Source organism: Agreia sp. (assembly GCF_964263775.1).
Lineage (GTDB): Bacteria > Actinomycetota > Actinomycetes > Actinomycetales > Microbacteriaceae > Agreia.
Window position 1 is genome coordinate 21,471 of record NZ_CAXVWM010000014.1, and the last position, 17,596, is coordinate 39,066.

Consider the following 17,596-nt stretch of genomic DNA (forward strand, 5'->3'; position numbering starts at 1 on the left):
ACAAAGACATTAAAAGATAGCCGATGAAGCCTGACGCCGCACTCAGGGTACGCCCAGTGCGGGCGCGGCGGCATCCTGCGAACCCGGCGGCTCGATAGAATTCGGTCACTCCACCGGCGACATTCGACAGCTCTGGGCAGGCAGGTTCCGTGAAGATCCACAACGCGTTCACCCTGGGGCTCGTGGGCACGCTGGGTGTCGGCGTCGGCATCCTGATTCTCACGTCGATCGCGTCGCTCGCGACGATCCTCACCTACATCGGCGCGGCATTCTTCATCGCGCTCGGCCTCGATCCGGTCATCTCCTGGTTCGAGAAGAAGAAGCTCCCCCGCTGGCTGGCCATCATCGTGGTCTTCGTCGCGGTGGCGGGCATCGTCGCCGCACTCGTGTTCGCCGTCGTGCCGATCATCGTCGACCAGCTCGGCCAGTTGTTCGACATCGTGCCCGTGCTCGTCGACCGGGCGCAGCAGGGAACCTGGGTAGACGATCTGTCGGATCAGCTCGGCGGTTTCGACGTGCAGGCGGTGATCGACCAGGTCACGAAGTACCTCACCGACGCCGGAAACTACTCGATCATCGCCAGCGGAGCCCTGGCCGTCGGCGCCAGCATCGCGAACGGCGTGTTCGGCACGATCATCGTGCTGATCCTCACCCTGTACTTCACGGCATCGCTCAATTCGATCAAGAGGGCGCTCTACCGCCTCGTCCCCGCCTCCCGACGCGAGCGATTCGCCGATCTCAGCGAACAGATCACTGACGCCGTGGGTCGCTACGTGGTCGGCCAACTGTCGCTGGGCGCCATCAACTTCGTGCTGAGCTACGTCTTCCTGTCGATCATCCAGGCCCCGTTCCCGGCGGTGCTCGCATTCCTGGCCGGCATGCTCTCGCTCATCCCGCTCGTCGGAACGCTCTCGGGCTCGATCGTCATCGTGCTGGTCTGCCTGATTCCCGGGCTCGGGTCGCTGCCGACCTTCATCGCCGCGGCCATCTACTACCTCATCTACATGCAGGTGGAGGCCTACCTGCTGAGCCCGAACATCATGAACCGTGCCGTGTCGGTGCCCGGCGCGGTCGTCGTGATCGCCGCGTTGGCCGGTGGAACGCTTCTCGGCATCTTGGGCGCACTCATCGCGATTCCCGTCGCGGCCTCACTGCTGCTGATCATCAAACAGGTGGTCATTCCCATCCAGAACGAACGGTGACGCGCCCGATCAGCCCTCGTAGGTGTCGGGCAGCGGCAGCACGGCCGGATTGACCCGCGCCACGATCTCGCTGAGCACCCGACGGGTCTGAGCCTCGCCGACCCACAGGTGCTTGCCGCCCTCGACTGTGACGAGCTCGATGTTCGGCATCACCGCGAACCGGGTCGCCGCCTCGGGAGGACGCAGGTAGTCGTCGAACTCCGGGATGAGCGCCGTCACCGGCACGTCGACATCGTTCCACGCCGCCAGTTCGTCTTCGGAGGTGCGGTGCAGGGGCGGCGACAGCAGGATGACGCCGTCGACGGCGTGCTCGATGCCGTACTTGAGCGCGAGCTCTGTGCCGAACGACCACCCGAGCAGCCAGGGATGCGGGAGCGAACGCTCGGCGACGAACGACATCGCCGCCTTCACATCCCACCGCTCGGCCACACCGTGGTCGTAGGCGCCGCCGCTCGTGCCCCGGGGAGACGAGGTGCCGCGGGTATTGAAGCGCAGCACGGCCAGGTCGGCGAGGGCCGGCAGCCTGTTCGCGGCCTTCCGCAAGATGTGCGAGTCCATGAAGCCGCCACCCGGCGGCAGGGGGTGGAGTGTCACCAGGGTCGCGACGGGGTCGCCCGACTCCGGAAGCGCCAGTTCGCCGACGAGATCGAAACCGTCGTCGGTATGCAGCACGATGTCTTCGCGGATCGCCGGAAGCACGGTCGTGCTGCGAATGTCGAGGGTGCTCACGTCAGTTTCCGATCTTCCAGCAGTGACTGTGCCAATGGCGACGGCCGGCGAGGTCGCTCGCTTCTCCCATCAGGCCATCGGCGCGCCACGCGACGATGTGGCCCGTGCCTGCGACGACCGGCAGCGAGCATCCGGGGCACACATAGTCTTTGACGGCCTGCGCCGACGAGAGCGATTGCACGTTCCAGGATGCGCCGCGCCGGTGTTCGATTCGACGACCGCCGGTGAGGATGCGCTCGAGGTCGAGCTGCGCATCGTCATCGCCTTCGGCCCCGCGGCGACGGGGTCGGTTGCTGCGGGGCATGCGTCAATCCTAGGTCAGTGCCCTGCGCCGTCGCCGTCTCGCAGGTGGTCGAGGCTGGCCTCCTCGAGGTCGAGCATCTCCTGGGCGCGGGCCAGTGCGGTCGACGAATAGCTGCCCCGATTGCGCGCCGCGACCAACGCCGCCCGCTCGTGCAGCAGCACGTCGCGCCGCACGAGGGCATACTGTTCGTTCACGGCTGGGGCGTGACCGCGTGAGGTCGCGGACTGCTCCCACGCGTACTCGCTGCGCCGCGCAGACTCTATCCGCACTCGCTCGATGACGGCAGGGTCGAGCACTCCGTCGACCGCGTCGGCGATCGTCGGATCGTTGAGGCGCTCGACTCCCCTGAGGCGGATGTGGTCGATGAGCTCGGCGAACTCCTGCCGTTGGCGTTCTCTGGGCGTGCCCTTCACGCCCGTGAGCCGGATGACGGCGGGAAGCGTCGCTCCCTGCACGACGAGCGTGACGATGGCAACCGTGTAGGCGATGAGCACCAGCTGCTCGCGGTGAAAGATCGTCTCGGGCAGGGACTGCGCGGCCGCCACGGCCACGACGCCGCGCATCCCACTCCACGACAGCACCACTCCTTCGCGTGCGCCCAGGGCCTCGGGATCGGGTCGGGCCCTCGGTCGCCGGCTGAAGGCGGTCATCACCGCCACCACGGCGAAGCGTATGGCGATCAGAACAGCGGTGGCAAGCAGCCCGAACAGAATCGCCTGGGGCACGTCGAACCGGTCGTGCCGCACGACCTCGACGATCGTCTTGAGCTCGAGCCCCATGAGCAGAAATACGCCGTTTTCGAGGAGGAACTGGAACGTGCGCCAGTTGAGCCTCTCGCTCAATCGCGCGGGGGCCGAGAAGCTGGTGGCCCCCAGATGGCCGGTGATGAGGCCGGCGGCGACGACGCTGAGCACCCCGGAGGCGCCGATCGACTCGGCCGGCAGATAGGCCGCGAAGGGCACCACGAACGAGATCGCCGTGGCGAGCACAGGATCGGGCACGCGCGCTCGAACGAAGACGGTGAGATATCCGATCGCCACGCCCAAGCCGACCCCGAGCACGACGGAGTAGGCGAACATGCCCAGCACCTGCCATGCGCTCACTGCGCCTGCGGTCGCCGCGATGGCGGTTCGCAGCAGAACGAGGGCCGAGGCGTCGTTCACGAGGCTCTCACCCTCGAGAACGGCGAGGAGTCGCGGAGGAAGGCCGAGACGCTTGCCGATCGATGTGGCGGCCACGGCATCCGTCGGACTGATGACCGCGCCGAGCGCGATCGCCGCTGCAAGGTTGAGCTCGGGGAAGAGCGTGAACAGGAGCCATCCCGTGCCGAACGCACTGGCGATGACCAGCACGACGGCGAGGGCCGAGATGCTGCCGATGTTGGAGCGCAGATCGACCAGGGGCAGACTGATCGACGAGGCGTAGAGCAGGGGCGGAAGCACCCCCGAGAGGATGACCGCGCTTGCGACGTGCACAGAGGGAACACCGGGCAGCAGCGAGATTCCGATGCCGAGAACCGCGAGAATGAGCGGCGCTGCGAGCTTGACCTTCGGCGCCAGCAGCGACACCGCCACGATCACGACGACGCCGAGAACCGCGATCAGAGCCAATTCCATGGGGTCAGCCTAGAGGCCGCGCGGGTCAGTACCAGTTCTCTTCTTCGGAATGCGCCCATGCGCCGCACGGCGTCGTATAGCGACTGGTGATGTAGCCGAGTCCCCAGGTGATCTGGGTGGCCGGGTTGGTCTCCCAGTCGGCGCCGACGGATGCCATCTTGTTGCCGGGCAATGACTGGGGAATTCCGTAGGCACCGCTGCTGGCGTTGTACGCGTTGTACCGCCAGCCCGATTCGCGGGCCCACAGCGAGTAGAGGCAGTCATATTCGGTGCTCGGCCAGCCGCGCTCCGCCACCATCTGCGCGGCCGTTGCCTGCGCGCTGCCGGGATCTGGCGCGCCAGCGGGTGGTGCCCACCCCCCGGACGCCGGTTTGCCTGCGCTGCCCGACGACTCGGTCGCCGTTGGCGTGGGCGTCGGCGTCGGCGTGGGTTTCGGAGCCTCGGTCACGGTGAAGCTGTCGCGAACGATGGATGCCGCCTGGCTCGACGACGTGACCGACTGCGACGGCAGGCTCGATCCGGGCTCCAGGGCCACGGTGAAATATTCTGAGGCGGCGACACCGGAATACGGGTCGACGACATTGACGAGAACCGATGCCCCGACAGCCGCCACACCGAGAAGCTGCAGCGCGAGACGGCCCGGTCTCGAGACGATCTTCGCACGACGCGGAGGAGCGGGATCGAGAACGCGGATAGGTGTCGCGCTGCGCGGGGAGACGGTCACCGAACTCACGCGAGGATTGAGAGAGACCCCCGAGGGTGCGTCACGTTCGAAATTTCTACCCACGATTGTTCGACTTTAGCGAACTTCGGGCGTTATTGCAGGCCAATGGACCGAACTCAGCGCACCGACAGCATCACGTCGATGACCGCGTCGAGCACGAGATCGACCTGGGCCTCGGAGTATCCGCGCGTGCGGGAGCGGAATGAGACCTGTCTCACGTCGTCGACTGTGACTGGTGAGCCTTCGCGAAAGTAGGAGATGAGCCGCTCGGAGAACGCATCGACGTCGCGCTTGTCGTACCCGAGTGTGAACGCCCCGCTGCCGCGGAATCGATGCGCAGCCGGCCGCTCGAGCCGCGCCAGAACTTCGCGGGCTCTCTCCCTCGCGCCAGCGAACCACGCTTCTTCGCCCAGTGACGACGAAGCCTTGTCTCTCTCTCGAGCGGCGAACGCCTCTTCGAGCCGCTCGAGGGCCGCGTCGACGGCGAGGGTCGAGTAGCCGCCCTTCTCGAGCCCGAAGGCCATGTGCCGGATGCTTTCGGCCGTGACGACCGTGCCCGTATCGCCCGGCTCTGCGCTGTACGCGATTCGGGCGGCCGCCAAGAACTTCTCGACCTCGTCGACCTTGTAGCCGGGTCGATTGGATCGCGATCGAGGGAAGGTCTGGCTCACGGGAACTATTCTGCCCACACTTGTCGGTCGACGCCTAAGCGAAGACGATGAAGAGCACGTACGCGGCGGCGGCGGACGGCAGGATCGAGTCGAGCCTGTCGAGGAAGCCCCCGTGGCCGGGCAGCCAGGTGCTCATGTCCTTGATTCCGAGGTCGCGCTTCAGCAGCGACTCCGACAGGTCGCCGGCCGTCGCACTCAGCACGAGGACCGTTCCGAGGATGAGGCCGAACCACCACGGCATGTCGAGCAGGAAGATCGAGAGCACAACACTGGACGCGACACCGAAGATCCACGAACCCGCGAAGCCCTCCCACGTCTTCTTCGGGCTGATGGTGGGAGCCATCGGGTGCTTGCCGAAGTTGAGGCCTGTGGCGTAGGCGCCCACATCGACCGAGACCACGACGATGAGGAACGTCATCACCCACCACTGGCCGTTATCGTTGCGCAGAAGCAGCGCCGCGATGCTGCCGAGGAATGTGATGTAGACCTGAATGAACACCCCGCCCGACATGTCGAGTGCGACGCTGCGCATCGGCGCCCGGTGGCGCGCTATCGACAGCTCGACTAGCCTCCAGAGCACGACCAGCAGCACGCCGCCGATCGTCGAGATCCACTGCCATTCGGCTCCGAAGTAGAACGAGACCGGCACGACGACCACGGTCGCGAGAACGCTGGGGACGCGGGGCACGTCGCGACCTGCGTGGCGCAGTGCCGTCGCGAGCTCGAAGGCGGTGAACGCGAGGAGGATCGTGGCGAAGACCACGAAGATGGCTTTGACGAAGACCAGACTGAAGATCATGACGAGCCCGAGACCCAGGCCGATGCCGATCGCGCTGACGAGGTTGCGGCCCGAACGGGCGGTGATCTTGTCGTTCGCGCGATCGAATTGCTCTCGCCGCTCTCGCACCTTCGCTTCGAACTCGGCGCGCGTCATTCCAGGATGCCGGCGCGCCGAATCTGCGTTGGGCAGAGGGGTGTCGGGATCGTTCGTCATCGGTTACGCCTAGATCTCGAGGAGTTCGACTTCCTTGCGCTTCAGGGCGTCGTCGATGCCGTCGACATGTGATTTGGTGAGCTGCTCGAGCTCTTTCTCGGCCCGGCCCACCTCGTCGTCGCCGACCTCGCTCTTCAGTGCATCCAGGTCGTCCTTGGCTTTGCGACGAATGTTGCGAAGCGACACTTTGCCGTCTTCGGCCTTCGTGCGCACGATCTTCACGTATTCTTTGCGACGCTCCTCGGTGAGCTCGGGAAGCGTGACCCTGATGACGTTGCCGTCGTTCGACGGGTTGGCGCCGAGGTTCGGGGTGTCGCGGATGGCCTGCTCGATGTCGCGCAGCGCACCCTTGTCGTAGGGGGTGATGAGCATCGTGCGGGCTTCGGGGTTCTGCATGCCGGCGAGCTGGTTGAGGGGAGTCGGGGTGCCGTAGTAGTCGACCAGGATCTTCTGGAAGAGCCCGGGGTTCGCGCGCCCGGTGCGGATGCTCGAGAAGTCTTCCTTCGTGTTGTCGACGGCCTTCTTCATGCGCTCTGTTGCGCTGGCCAGTACATCCGCGATCACGGCAACTCCTTCGTTTGGTTCTTCAGTAGTTTACGGTGGCGGGCCGGGTCAATCGTGCGACGTGCTGACCAGGGTGCCGATGCGCTCGCCCAGGATCGCCTTGGTGACGTTGCCCTGCGGCTCCATGCCGAACACCATCATCGGCATCCTGTTGTCCATGCACAGACTGAACGCGGTCGAGTCGACGACCTTGAGTTCGCGCTGCAGTGCGTCGAGGTAGGTGAGCCTGTCGATCTTCTTGGCGTCGGGGTTCGTGCGCGGGTCGGAGTCGTAGACGCCGTCGACACCGTTCTTGGCGACCAGAACGACGTTCGCGCCGATCTCGAGAGCGCGCTGCGCCGCGACGGTGTCTGTGGAGAAGTAGGGCAGGCCGGCTCCGGCTCCGAAGATGACGACCCGGCCCTTCTCGAGGTGGCGCTCGGCTCGCCGGGGAATGTAGGGCTCGGCGACCTGGGTCATCGAGATGGCCGACTGCACGCGGGTTGCAGCGCCGGCCTGTTCGAGAAAGTCTTGAAGAGCGAGCGCGTTCATCACGGTTCCGAGCATGCCCATGTAGTCGGCCCGGCCACGATCCATGCCGCGCTGCGAGAGCTCTGCACCGCGAAAGAAGTTTCCTCCTCCGACGACGATGGCGATCTCCACCTGTTTGGCCGCAGCCGCGATCTCCCGGGCCAGTTCGCTGACCACATCGGGATTGACCCCGAGTGAGCCGGCTCCGAATGCCTCACCAGACAGTTTCAGAAGTACTCGGCGTCGGGGTTCTGGTGAAGTCATGTGTGTGGATCCCTTCGATCTCGTCCTGCCAATTTTAGGGGGCTGATTGAGCTAACCCTCCGCCGGGATCGCGCAGGTCTCCTGCTGGGCGGTCGAACCGGTGACCCCCTCGAGCACGGGAGGCGCCCCGGCATCCGGCGTCGCAGGATCGACCGGCACCTCGGGATCGACCGGCCCCTCAGGATCAGCCGGTACGTCAGGGTCGGCCGGCGCGCTCGGTTCCGTCGTCGACCCGACTCCCTGCGAATCCGCTCCGAGCTGGAACGGCTGGTCGGCCGTGATGAGCGCGAACAGCTGGTCGGCAGCGCTCTGCACCGGAACGACCTTGCCCGGGAAGTCCGGGTCGTTTGTCGTGCCCGGGTACTGAACGAACGTGATCTTGTCGAGGTCGATCGTGCGCAGCGCCTGGGCCATCGAGATCATCGTGTCGACGTTCGTCAGTGACGATGAGAGCTTCACGTTGTCTGCGACGACGTTTGCGAGCGGGTAGAGCTTGCTCAGGTCTGTGAGAGTCTCGTTGCTCTTGATCTTTCGCACCAGCGACGAGAGATATTGCTGCTGCGACGAGATTCGACCGAGGTCGCTTCCGTCACCGACTCCGTGTCGCGACCTGAGGAAGCCCAGAGCCTCTCCTCCGGAGATTTCCGTGATTCCCGCGGGAAGGTCGAGGTGACGCTTCACCCCGTCTCTGTCGACGTACTCGACGTTGTCGTCGAGCATACGGCCGGTCAGGCAGATCGGAACTCCGCCGATCGCGTTCGTCATCTGTACGACCGCGTCGAACGTGACGACACCGGCGAACGGGATGTCGAGTCCCGTGAGATTTTCGACCGTGTCGACGACGCAGGGAAGACCGCCGCGCTGCATCGCCTCATTCATCGGCCGGGCGGACATCGACTCGAACGTTCCCCCTGTCGGGTCGACGCACTCGGGATGAGGGATGATGAGGTCGCGCGGGAAGCTGACGGCCACCGCGTTCGAGTGATCCTGTGACACGTGCAGAAGCACGTTCACATCGTTGAGGATCGCGTCACCCCGCTCGCCGTCGTCGTCGGTCTGGCCGGAATCGTTGTCGACCCCGACGACCAGCAGATTGAAGCCGCCCTCATATGCGCCGATCGCGGGTGGCGGAGCCTCGCCCTCGGCCCCGATGTCGACGCTGTTCTCCTGGATGCGTGACGTGAGGCTGTACGTGGTGATGGCCACGATGCTCGTGCCGCTCACGAGCGCGACGGCCGCGACGACGGCTCCGAGGCGGAGGACGCGCGCCCACGACCCGTGCAGCGGGCTGCGGGCGTGACGCACGGGCGATTCGTTCGTCTTCACGGGCGACTCTCCTTGGTGGCTTGGGCGCACGCGAAAAGAGCGGCCTTGGACGATCCTACTTAACGCGCCGAAGGCCCATCCCGCGAACGGAATGGGCCTTCGACGTCGAACGATTCGACGGGTGGCTACGCGCCGACCTTGAAGCGGGCGAAGTCCGAGACGGTGAGGCCTGCGTCGGCGAGCACCTTCTTGACCTGCTGCTTGTTGTCTTTCGCGTAGTCCTGCTCGAGCAGGGCGACCTGCTTGTAGTAGGCGCCGAGGCGACCCTCGATGATCTTCGGCAGGGCGGCCTCGGGCTTGCCCTCGCCACGCGAGATCTCTTCGACGATGCGACGCTCGTTCTCGACGGCCTCGGTCGGAACGTCCTCGCGAGCGAGGTATTCGGGGTTGGCGAACGAGATGTGCTGGGCGATCGACCGAGCTGTGTCTGCGTCTGCGCCCGTGTAGCCCACGACCACGCCGACCTGCGGGGGCAGGTCTTTCGAGGTCTTGTGCAGGTAGATGGCGAAGGCGTCGCCGGAGACGACCGAGAGACGGCGAAGCTCGAGCTTCTCGCCCAGGATCGCCGCTTCGTTGCTGATCAGGTCGGCGATGGTTCCGCCGGCCGCGGGGGCCGCGAGGGCCTCCTCGACCGTGCTGGCGCCGGCCGCGACGGCCGCATCGAGCACGGCATCGGCCAGAGCGACGAACTTGTCGTTCTTGGCGACGAAGTCGGTCTCGCTTGCGAGCTCGATCAGCGTGGCCGTGTTGCCGCTCTGCTTGGCGGCCACGAGTCCTTCGCTGGTGGAACGGTCTGCGCGCTTGGCGTTCGACTTGGCACCCTTGAGACGCAGGATCTCCGTTGCCTTCTCGAGGTCGCCTCCGGCTTCGACGAGCGCGTTCTTGCTGTCGACCATGCCGGTGCCGAGGCGCTCGCGCAGGGTCTTGAGGTCGGCCAGGCTGAAATCTGCCATGGTGTTCTTCCTTACTTGGCTAAAGAGTTGGATATCGAGAGAACGGGCGAACTACTTCGCGGGGGTCTTCTCGGCGTCGGTGGCCTCGGACTCGAGGCGGGCCTCGGTCGCGGCGTCGGACTCGACGGCGTGCTCGGGAACGATGCTCGCGTCGGCGGAGGCCTCGTGCTCGGCAACGACGGCGTCTGCGTCGTTCTCTTCGGTGGGCGCCTCGGCGACGACGTCGGCCACGGCGGTCTTGGCGGCGTCGGACTCGACGGCGTTCTCGACGAGACCGTCGACGGCCTCGACCTTCTCGGCTTCGGTCGACGGGGTCTCAGACGCCTCGAGAAGCTCGCGCTCCCACTCGGCGAGAGGCTCGACGGCCGACACGTTCGCGCCCTCTTCGGGCTTCTGGTGACGCTGGATCAGGCCCTCGGCCGCCGCGTCGGCGATGATGCGCGTGAGCAGGCCCACGGAACGGATCGCGTCGTCGTTGCCCGGAATCGGGTACTGAACGTCGTCGGGGTCGCAGTTGGTGTCGAGGATCGCGATGACGGGGATGCCGAGTTTGTGAGCCTCGTCGATGGCGAGGTGTTCTTTCTTGGTGTCGACGATCCAGATGGCCGACGGCGTCTTCGTGAGGTTGCGGATTCCGCCGAGGCTCTTCTGCAGCTTGACGAGCTCACGCTTCTGAATCAGAAGTTCTTTCTTGGTGTAGCCGCGTGTGGTGTCGTCGAAGTCGACCTCTTCGAGCTCTTTCATGCGCGCAAGGCGCTTGGAGACCGTCTGGAAGTTGGTGAGGAGGCCACCGAGCCAGCGCTGGTTGACGTAGGGCTGGCCGACGCGCTGAGCCTGCTCGGCGATGGAGCCCTGAGCCTGCTTCTTCGTTCCGACGAAGAGAACCGTTCCGCCGTGGGCGACGGTCTCTTTGACGTAGTCGTACGTCTTGTCGATGTGCACCAGCGACTGCTGGAGGTCGATGATGTGGCTGCCCGAACGCTCGGTCAGGATGAATCGCTTCATCTTCGGGTTCCAGCGGCGGGTCTGGTGTCCGAAGTGCACGCCGCTGTCGAGCAGCTGGCGGATGGTTACAACGGCCATGAGCCGTCTCCTGTTCTTCGGCGTCGGCTGCGCACGCCGCAGCTCTCACGAACTGTCTGCGAGCAGGCAAACGCCAATCGGTTTCTTATCGCGAACCTGTTGGCCGCGATTCCTGGTGCCCTGCCCGCATCCGCCCACCGAACACACACTCCAGAATGAAGACCATCAGGAGGGAGAGGGGTGGGACCGTGTGGATGCGTGACGTAAGTCAGCGGGCACGCGTAGTCACCCCGACGGATCGAGGTGCTCCGGAAACTATATCACCCCTGCTGCTTGGCGTAGAACTCGCGCAGTTCGATCGCATCGGCAGCCTCGAGCCTGCGCGTGAACTCGGTGCCGAAGCGCGCGACGACGGGAAAATCGCCGAGCGGCACGATGGAATGCACCACCTGATCGGCGTAGACATGCACGAGCGTGATCGACTGCCCGCCATCACGGCCGACCAGCGTCGAGTCCGGCGCCGAGACATCCATCGTGTAACAGGTCGCCGCGGCGACGGACACGGGAATGCCCGCAAACGACCCGTGGGTCGAGTAGTGCAGGTGACCGCCCAGGATCGCGCGGATGTCGCTGCCGCGCACCACCTCGGCGAGCTCGTGCTGCCGCTGCAGTTCGAGAACCTGCATGTAGGCCACGGGGCTCGGAACCGGCGGGTGATGCAGCGCGAGCAGCGAGCCGTGCGGTGCGCTGGTGCGCAGTTCGTCGCGAAGCCAGTCGAGCTGTTCCGCCGCCAGCTCTCCATGGTGATAGCCGGGAACCGATGTGTCGAGGGTGATGACCCGCAGCCCGCCGAGGTCGACCACTCGGTCGATCGATGCGTCGCCCTCCCTGGCCTGCTCGGGAGTGGAGTCGAGCAGGCCTCTGCGGAACGCGACCCGGTCGTCATGGTTTCCCATGACCCACAGGATCTCGGCGCCCATGCGGGCCGCGGCCGGCTCGACGATCGCGCGCACCCGGGCATAGGCATCCGGTTCGCCGAGGTCTGCGATGTCACCCGTGAAGACCAGCGCGTCGAGCGCGATACTCGACGCCTCGAGGGCGGCCAGGGCGGCGAGGAGGTTCGCGTCGGTGTCGATGCTGTCGTAGAGGGGCCTGCGACCGGCCAGAAAATGGGTGTCGCTGATGTGCGCCAGCACATGGTCGGCTGGCGGATGTTGACCGAGCTGCATGTCGCGAGCCTATTCGGCGCCGCCGACGCCGTCTTTCTCCCGTTTGCGCCCGCGCACCACGCTCAGGCTGCCCGTCTCCTCGAGCGCCACTCCCTTGGTCTCGGGAATCTTGAAGAAGACGAAGAAGAACGACAGCGCGGCGAACGCCGCGTACAGGCCGTAGGCCAACGTCAGCGAGACGTCCTGCGAGATGATCGGGAACGTCATGGTGACGGCGAAATTCGTGAGCCACTGCGCGGCGGCGGCCACACCGAGGGCGCGTCCCCGGATGCGCGTCGGGAAGATCTCGCCGAGAAGCACCCAGACCAGCGGGCCCCACGACGCACCGAACGCGACGACGAAGAGGTTGGCGCCGATGAGGGCGATGATTCCCCAGGCACCCTCAAGGCTGGGCTTTCCGTCGACGAGCTGGGCCTGGCTGAACGCCAGCGTCATCGATCCGAGAGCGACCGCCATGCCGACCGATCCGAACAGCAGAATGGGCCGGCGGCCGACCTTGTCGACGAGGAAGATCGCGACGAAGGTGACGGCGACGTTGGTGACCGAGGTGATCACCGAGATCGTCAGGGAGTCGCTTTCTTTGAAGCCGACGCTCGACCAGAGGGTGGTCGAGTAGTAGAAGATCACGTTGATGCCCACCAGCTGCTGCAGCATCGACAAGATGATGCCGACCCAGACGATGGGCAAAAGTCCGAAGCGCTTGCCCCGGAGGGAGTTCTTGTCGGCGTTGGCCGCATCTTCGCGGATGCCGGCCTCGATATCGGCGACCGCCCTGTCGAGCTGATTCGCGGGGGTGATCGACGCGAGAACCTTCGTGGCCTTGTCTTTCTTGTCGGTCATCAGCAGAAAACGGGGCGATTCGGGCAGCCGCAGCGCGACGACGCCGTAGACGATCGCGGGCACGGCGCAGACGAGAAACATCCAGCGCCAGGCATCGAGGCCGAGAAAGAAGACCTCGTTCGCCCCGCCGGCGACATTGGCCAGCACGGCGTCGGAGAGGAGGGCTGTGAAGATGCCGATCGTGATCGCGAGCTGCTGGAGCGACGCGAGGCTGCCTCGGATCGCCTTCGGGGCGATCTCAGAGATGTATGCGGGAGCGATGACCGAGGCTATGCCGATGCCCAGGCCGCCGATGAGACGCCAGACGGTGAGATCCCAGGCGGCGAAGGCCAGGCCGGAGCCGATCGAGCTCACGAGAAAGAGGATTGCTCCGATGAGCATGACCGGGATGCGACCCAGGCGGTCGGCGAGACGGCCGGCCAGATAGGCGCCGACGGCACAGCCGAGAAGTGCGGATGCGACGGCGAAGCCGGTGAATGCGGCGGTGAGGCTGAAGTCGCGTTGGATGGCGTCGACGGCGCCATTGACGACCGAGGAGTCGAACCCGAACAGGAATCCGCCGATCGCTCCTGCCGCGGCGAGTGCGATGACCTTGCGCCTCAACTTCTTGTCGGTCTCCACACCTGTCTCTACGTCGGTGTCCGACTGTGCCGCGCCCCCGCTGGTTGCCATGATCCGCTCCCTCGTGCATTCGACAGTGCGCAGGTCACGACGCTGTCCCTCACAATCCGATCTTGGCACGATCTGTCCCCCGTTTCCGAGGATTGCACCGGTGAAACCCGCTCGCCCCGACAGGCTGGGCGCTATGCACCGCCTCGGTTCTCGCCTCCCGGCCCATCGGCTCCCGGTTCGTCGCCCCGGGGCCCGTCGGCTCGCGACCTGGGCCGCACCGATGCTCGTCGCAGCGATGTTCGGCGCGCCGATTTTCGCCGCTCCGCCTCTCGCCGCGCCGCTTGCGGACTCCACCGCAGCCGCCTGGGCGTGGCCGCTCGCCGAACCCCACCTCGTCGTTCGCGGCTGGCAGGCACCGGCAGACGCCTATTCCGCCGGTCACCGGGGCATCGACATCGCTGCGCGACCGGGCGCGATCGTCGTCGCACCCGAATCCGGGGTCGTGCACTTCGCCGGTCGGGTGGTCGATCGATCTGTCATGTCGATCGCGCACGCCGGTGACCTGGTATCGAGCTACGAACCGGTCGAGACGACGCTGAAGAAGGGCGATCGGGTGACCCGCGGGCAGCAGATCGGCACGGTGGCATCATCGGCGCACTGCGCCGAATCGTGCCTGCACTTCGGCGTTCGGCGCGCCGGCGAGTACATCTCGCCGCTCGCTCTGCTCGACGCACGATCGAGGGCGATCCTCCTGCCCGTCGACCGGGGCACCTACGGTGACGCGCGCGCCCGCGGCGGCGGCATCGAGAATCGGATGCCGCGGGTCACGCCCGCGGGTGCGCCTGGCGGTAGGTCTCGCGCAGCCTCTCGGTCGTCACATGAGTGTAGATCTGAGTCGTGCCGAGGCTCGCGTGACCGAGCATCTCCTGCACGGCGCGCAGGTCGGCGCCGCCGTCGAGAAGGTGGGTGGCAGCCGTGTGCCTGAGAGCGTGAGGTCCGTCCGGGCCGGAGCCCGGAACATCCAGAAGCAGTTTCGACACGACCCCGTAGACCGATCGTGTTCCGAGTCGGGCGCCGCGTGCGCCGAGGTACACGGCCGCCGTGGCGGGGCCTCCGGTAGCCCGCGCCGCCAACGCGGGTCTCCCCCGCTGCAGGTAGTCGACCAGAGCGAGGTGGGCGGGCCCGCCGAACGGCACGACCCGCTCCTTGCTGCCCTTGCCCATCACCCGCACGGTGCGTCGATCGAGGTCGAGGGCGCCCGTATCGATGCCCACCAGTTCTGACACTCGTAGCGCCGATGCGTACAAGAGCTCGACGATGGCCAGGTCACGCAGGGCGAGCGGCTCGCCATCGCGCGTTCGCGCGGCCAGGGAGTCGAGCACGGCGTCTATCGAGTCTCTCGACAGAACACGGGGAAGGCTGCGATCGGGTTTGGGTGCCCGCAGTCTCGACGCGGCGTCACCGGCCTGTTCATTCGAGCGGGAGAGCCATGCCGAGAAGCTCTTCGCCGTGGCCGACCGTCTCGCCAGTGACGCCTTCGAGAGGCCCGCCTGCGATGCCGCCCACAACCAATCGCGGTAGAGCTCGAGGGTCAGCCACTGTGTATCGACGACCTGTCGTTCTGCGGCGAACGAGGCCAGCGCCGTCAGGTCGGAGCGGTAGGCCCGCACCGTGTGCGGCGAGTAGCCGCGCTCGCCCACGAGATGAGACACGAAGTCGTCTAACGCGCGCTCGAACTGCATCCCTCTAGCATGCCGCCTTCGGCCGCGACGTGCTCAGACCGCCGTCAGCTGAAGCACGAGCGCCTGCTCGGGCAGCAGCAGCGGCATGGCGAGACCGAGCTCGACGAGCACACGGCCCGGCAGGGTGATCTCGCCCTGTGTCCACCACGCAGGTGGGGCTTCCTGCAAGACGCGGGGCCCCTCCCCGAACTTCACCGGGCTCACGCGGTACACCCGATCGGGATCCAGGCCGGGCAACGCGAGCGGCGCGACCGCCGAGTCGCGGGTGGCGGCCACGGTGACGATCGCGAAGATCGCGGCAGCGGCATCCGGCGCGACGATGCCGTGCACCTGGCGAGCCGGATCACTGTCATCGGCTCGCACGAGCACCCCCGAGTGCAGGAGGGCCCGCTGGTCGCGATAGAACGACACCCACTCGCGGATCGCAGCGAGGTCTGTCTCGCTCGCGGTTGTGAGATCCCATTCGATGCCCGAGTGGCCGAAGAGCGCCGTGGCGAGCCTGAAGCTCAGCTCGTGGCTGCGGCCTGTCGTGTGCGCGGTCGGCGCACCGAGATGCACCCCGAGAGACTCGGGCGGCACGAGGCCGACCGTGTAGCGGTAGATCGACTGGCGTTCGAGGGAGTCGTTCGTGTCGCTCGGCCAGACCCGATCGGTTCGCTCCAGCACGCCGAGGTCGACGCGCCCTCCCCCCGAGGAGCACGACTCGATCTCGAGTTGGGGAAACTCCTCTCGCAGCTCGTCCATGAGCCGGTAGCAGGAGAGCGTCTGTCGGTGCGCAGAGCCGCCCAGCAGGTCGCGATTCTGGTCCCACTTCAGATATGCGATCGGGTACTCACGCAGGAGTGCGGTGAGCTGGCTCTTCACATGGGCGAAGGCTTCGGGGTTCGACAGGTCGAGCGCCTGCTGACAGCGCCACGGCTGCGGCAGCTCGGCATTCGCGGCCGAAAGCACCCACTCCGGATGCGCCCGGAACACGTCGGAGTCGAGGCTCACCATCTCGGGCTCGACCCACAAACCGAAGTCCATGTCGAGGGCGTGCACAAGCTCGATCAACGGATGCAGGCCGCGAGGCCACTTCACGGAATCGACGACCCAGTCACCGAGCGCGCGTCGGTCATCGGTGCGGCCCGTCATCCAGCCGTCGTCGAGCACGAAGCGCTCGACTCCAACCCGGGCCGCCGTCTCGGCCAGTCGGGAGAGCTTCGCAAGGTCGTGGTCGAAGTACACGGCCTCCCAGGTGTTCAGCATGACCTTGCGCTCGCCGAGCGTGCGCCGCGAGCGCACGAAGTCGTGCAGGCGCCGGGCAAGGCCGTCGAGGCCGTCTTTCGACCACGCGGAGACGAGCCAGGGTGACTGATAGACCTCGCCCTCGGCCAGCCGAACCTCCCCCGGTTCGAACAGCTCCCCCGCGCCCACGAGGGCGTGCCCGGTAGACGAGGCCTCCGCCCAGAGGCGCTGATCGCCGCTCCAGGCGAGGTGCGACCCCCACACCTCGCCGTGCCGGAAGCCGAAGTTCGGGGTGCCTGCTACCAGCAGAAATGCCGCGTCGTGGCCGGGCCTGCCGTGCCTACTGTCCCTCGTCCACGTTCCCACCCCCAGGTCGTGTCGCTGCGGCTGGCGCTCGCGCGGCCAGCGACCGGTGAAGTCGAGCAGCTCCCGGGCCCTCGCGGGCACGGGAAGGGTCGCGTCGAGCGACGCGAGCGAATACACGCTCGATCCCTCATTGCGCAGGCTGAGCCGCTGGCGCAAGACGCCCTCTGTCGACAGCTCGATGTCGACCTCGAGAACGAGACCGGTCGCATCCGGCTCACCGAGAATCGGCGGGATGGTCTCGAGGGTGAGGGCGATGCTCTGGCCGCTGCGGCGAACAGCTCTGAGGCGAAGTGCCGCCGTGTGCTGCGAACCGAGGGCGGAGATCGACGCGCCCTCGTGATAGCCGGCGAGGCCGGGCCTGCCCGACCAGCCGTCTGCCATGAGCGGAACGATTCGCTGGGTGAGCGCCGAGTCGATGGAACTCGGGCCGACGGCCGGCCGCTGGGCCTCGACGAGGTTCTGCAGGGCGCGATCATCGAGCTCGCCGAGATCAGCTCCGAAGTGCACGACGGCGGGCACGGCCGTGGGGGGGGGGGGGGGGCCGGCGGGGGGGGGCGCGGGGCCGCCGGGGGGGGGGGGTGGGGGGAGGTGGGGGGGGGGGGGGGGCCGGCGGGGGGGGCGGGGGCGGGGGGGGGCCCCCTGCGGCCGCGCGGGGGGGGGGGGGGGCGGGCCCGCGGCGGGCCCATGCTTGGGGTGGCGG

The 17,596-nt window shown here is 66.7% G+C and carries 16 protein-coding genes and 1 pseudogene; 2 read left to right on the forward strand and 15 right to left on the reverse strand.

Annotated elements, in window-relative coordinates; genetic code table 11:
- Nucleotides 1-149 precede the first annotated feature (149 nt).
- Complete coding sequence (locus tag ACE5CZ_RS01490; RefSeq protein WP_374945588.1) at nucleotides 150-1,202, forward strand: AI-2E family transporter; 1,053 nt, start codon at nucleotides 150-152, stop codon at nucleotides 1,200-1,202.
- Nucleotides 1,203-1,211: 9 nt separating this feature from the next.
- On the opposite strand, the gene ACE5CZ_RS01495 is transcribed toward ACE5CZ_RS01490, so the two are convergent.
- The 13 genes from ACE5CZ_RS01495 to ACE5CZ_RS01555 all read right to left on the reverse strand — a co-directional run bounded on the left by ACE5CZ_RS01495 (nucleotide 1,212) and on the right by ACE5CZ_RS01555 (nucleotide 13,621).
- Nucleotides 1,212-1,931, reverse strand: coding sequence for an alpha/beta hydrolase (locus ACE5CZ_RS01495; RefSeq protein ID WP_374945589.1), 720 nt, complete (start codon nucleotides 1,929-1,931; stop codon nucleotides 1,212-1,214).
- A 1-nt stretch (nucleotide 1,932) separates the two neighbouring features.
- Nucleotides 1,933-2,235 (reverse strand): hypothetical protein, encoded by a 303-nt coding sequence (locus ACE5CZ_RS01500; RefSeq protein WP_374945590.1) that lies wholly within the window; start codon nucleotides 2,233-2,235, stop codon nucleotides 1,933-1,935.
- 14 nt (nucleotides 2,236-2,249) lie between these two features.
- Nucleotides 2,250-3,851, reverse strand: a complete 1,602-nt coding sequence (locus ACE5CZ_RS01505; protein WP_374945591.1) for a cation:proton antiporter — start codon at nucleotides 3,849-3,851, stop codon at nucleotides 2,250-2,252.
- Between the two features lie 25 nt (nucleotides 3,852-3,876).
- Entirely contained in the window at nucleotides 3,877-4,575 is a 699-nt protein-coding gene (locus ACE5CZ_RS01510) for a lytic transglycosylase domain-containing protein (protein ID WP_374945592.1), read from the reverse strand.
- A gap of 116 nt (nucleotides 4,576-4,691) precedes the next feature.
- Entirely contained in the window at nucleotides 4,692-5,246 is a 555-nt protein-coding gene (locus ACE5CZ_RS01515) for a DivIVA domain-containing protein (protein ID WP_374945593.1), read from the reverse strand.
- Between the two features lie 34 nt (nucleotides 5,247-5,280).
- The gene (locus ACE5CZ_RS01520) at nucleotides 5,281-6,240 is read right to left on the reverse strand and encodes a phosphatidate cytidylyltransferase (RefSeq protein ID WP_374945594.1); all 960 of its coding nucleotides are present in this window, start codon (nucleotides 6,238-6,240) and stop codon (nucleotides 5,281-5,283) included.
- A gap of 9 nt (nucleotides 6,241-6,249) precedes the next feature.
- Nucleotides 6,250-6,804, reverse strand: a complete 555-nt coding sequence (gene frr, locus ACE5CZ_RS01525; RefSeq protein WP_374945595.1) for a ribosome recycling factor — start codon at nucleotides 6,802-6,804, stop codon at nucleotides 6,250-6,252.
- Nucleotides 6,805-6,852: 48 nt separating this feature from the next.
- A complete protein-coding gene (gene pyrH / locus ACE5CZ_RS01530; protein WP_374945596.1) occupies nucleotides 6,853-7,578 on the reverse strand; it encodes a UMP kinase in 726 nt (241 codons plus the stop codon).
- A gap of 51 nt (nucleotides 7,579-7,629) precedes the next feature.
- Complete coding sequence (locus tag ACE5CZ_RS01535) at nucleotides 7,630-8,904, reverse strand: LCP family protein (protein ID WP_374945597.1); 1,275 nt, start codon at nucleotides 8,902-8,904, stop codon at nucleotides 7,630-7,632.
- A 125-nt stretch (nucleotides 8,905-9,029) separates the two neighbouring features.
- Nucleotides 9,030-9,857 carry a translation elongation factor Ts gene (gene tsf / locus ACE5CZ_RS01540; RefSeq protein ID WP_374945598.1) on the reverse strand — a complete coding sequence of 276 codons (828 nt, stop codon included), beginning with the start codon at nucleotides 9,855-9,857 and terminating at the stop codon, nucleotides 9,030-9,032.
- A 51-nt stretch (nucleotides 9,858-9,908) separates the two neighbouring features.
- Complete coding sequence (rpsB, locus tag ACE5CZ_RS01545; RefSeq protein ID WP_374945599.1) at nucleotides 9,909-10,940, reverse strand: 30S ribosomal protein S2; 1,032 nt, start codon at nucleotides 10,938-10,940, stop codon at nucleotides 9,909-9,911.
- Between the two features lie 260 nt (nucleotides 10,941-11,200).
- Nucleotides 11,201-12,109, reverse strand: coding sequence for a metallophosphoesterase (locus ACE5CZ_RS01550; protein ID WP_374945600.1), 909 nt, complete (start codon nucleotides 12,107-12,109; stop codon nucleotides 11,201-11,203).
- A gap of 9 nt (nucleotides 12,110-12,118) precedes the next feature.
- Nucleotides 12,119-13,621: a sugar porter family MFS transporter gene (locus ACE5CZ_RS01555; RefSeq protein WP_374945601.1), complete on the reverse strand. Its 1,503-nt coding sequence runs from the start codon at nucleotides 13,619-13,621 to the stop codon at nucleotides 12,119-12,121.
- A 235-nt stretch (nucleotides 13,622-13,856) separates the two neighbouring features.
- On the opposite strand from ACE5CZ_RS01555, the pseudogene ACE5CZ_RS01560 reads away from it, so the two are divergent.
- Nucleotides 13,857-14,264, forward strand: a pseudogene (locus ACE5CZ_RS01560) (murein hydrolase activator EnvC family protein); the annotation flags it as partial.
- A gap of 121 nt (nucleotides 14,265-14,385) precedes the next feature.
- Here the strand turns inward: ACE5CZ_RS01560 and ACE5CZ_RS01565 are convergent.
- Both ACE5CZ_RS01565 and ACE5CZ_RS01570 read right to left on the reverse strand, forming a co-directional pair.
- Entirely contained in the window at nucleotides 14,386-15,303 is a 918-nt protein-coding gene (locus ACE5CZ_RS01565; RefSeq protein WP_374945602.1) for a tyrosine recombinase XerC, read from the reverse strand.
- Between the two features lie 33 nt (nucleotides 15,304-15,336).
- The gene (locus ACE5CZ_RS01570; protein ID WP_374945603.1) at nucleotides 15,337-17,415 is read right to left on the reverse strand and encodes an alpha-galactosidase; all 2,079 of its coding nucleotides are present in this window, start codon (nucleotides 17,413-17,415) and stop codon (nucleotides 15,337-15,339) included.
- Nucleotides 17,416-17,596 lie beyond the last annotated feature (181 nt).

Coding starts and splice junctions, on each gene's coding strand:
- ACE5CZ_RS01500 (WP_374945590.1), bottom strand. CDS start 2,235: ATGCCCCGCAGCAACCGACCCCGTCGCCGCGGGGCCGAAGGCGATGAC.
- ACE5CZ_RS01505 (WP_374945591.1), bottom strand. CDS start 3,851: ATGGAATTGGCTCTGATCGCGGTTCTCGGCGTCGTCGTGATCGTGGCG.
- ACE5CZ_RS01520 (WP_374945594.1), bottom strand. CDS start 6,240: ATGACGAACGATCCCGACACCCCTCTGCCCAACGCAGATTCGGCGCGC.
- pyrH (WP_374945596.1), bottom strand. CDS start 7,578: ATGACTTCACCAGAACCCCGACGCCGAGTACTTCTGAAACTGTCTGGT.
- tsf (WP_374945598.1), bottom strand. CDS start 9,857: ATGGCAGATTTCAGCCTGGCCGACCTCAAGACCCTGCGCGAGCGCCTC.
- rpsB (WP_374945599.1), bottom strand. CDS start 10,940: ATGGCCGTTGTAACCATCCGCCAGCTGCTCGACAGCGGCGTGCACTTC.
- ACE5CZ_RS01550 (WP_374945600.1), bottom strand. CDS start 12,109: ATGCAGCTCGGTCAACATCCGCCAGCCGACCATGTGCTGGCGCACATC.
- ACE5CZ_RS01555 (WP_374945601.1), bottom strand. CDS start 13,621: ATGGCAACCAGCGGGGGCGCGGCACAGTCGGACACCGACGTAGAGACA.
- ACE5CZ_RS01565 (WP_374945602.1), bottom strand. CDS start 15,303: ATGCAGTTCGAGCGCGCGTTAGACGACTTCGTGTCTCATCTCGTGGGC.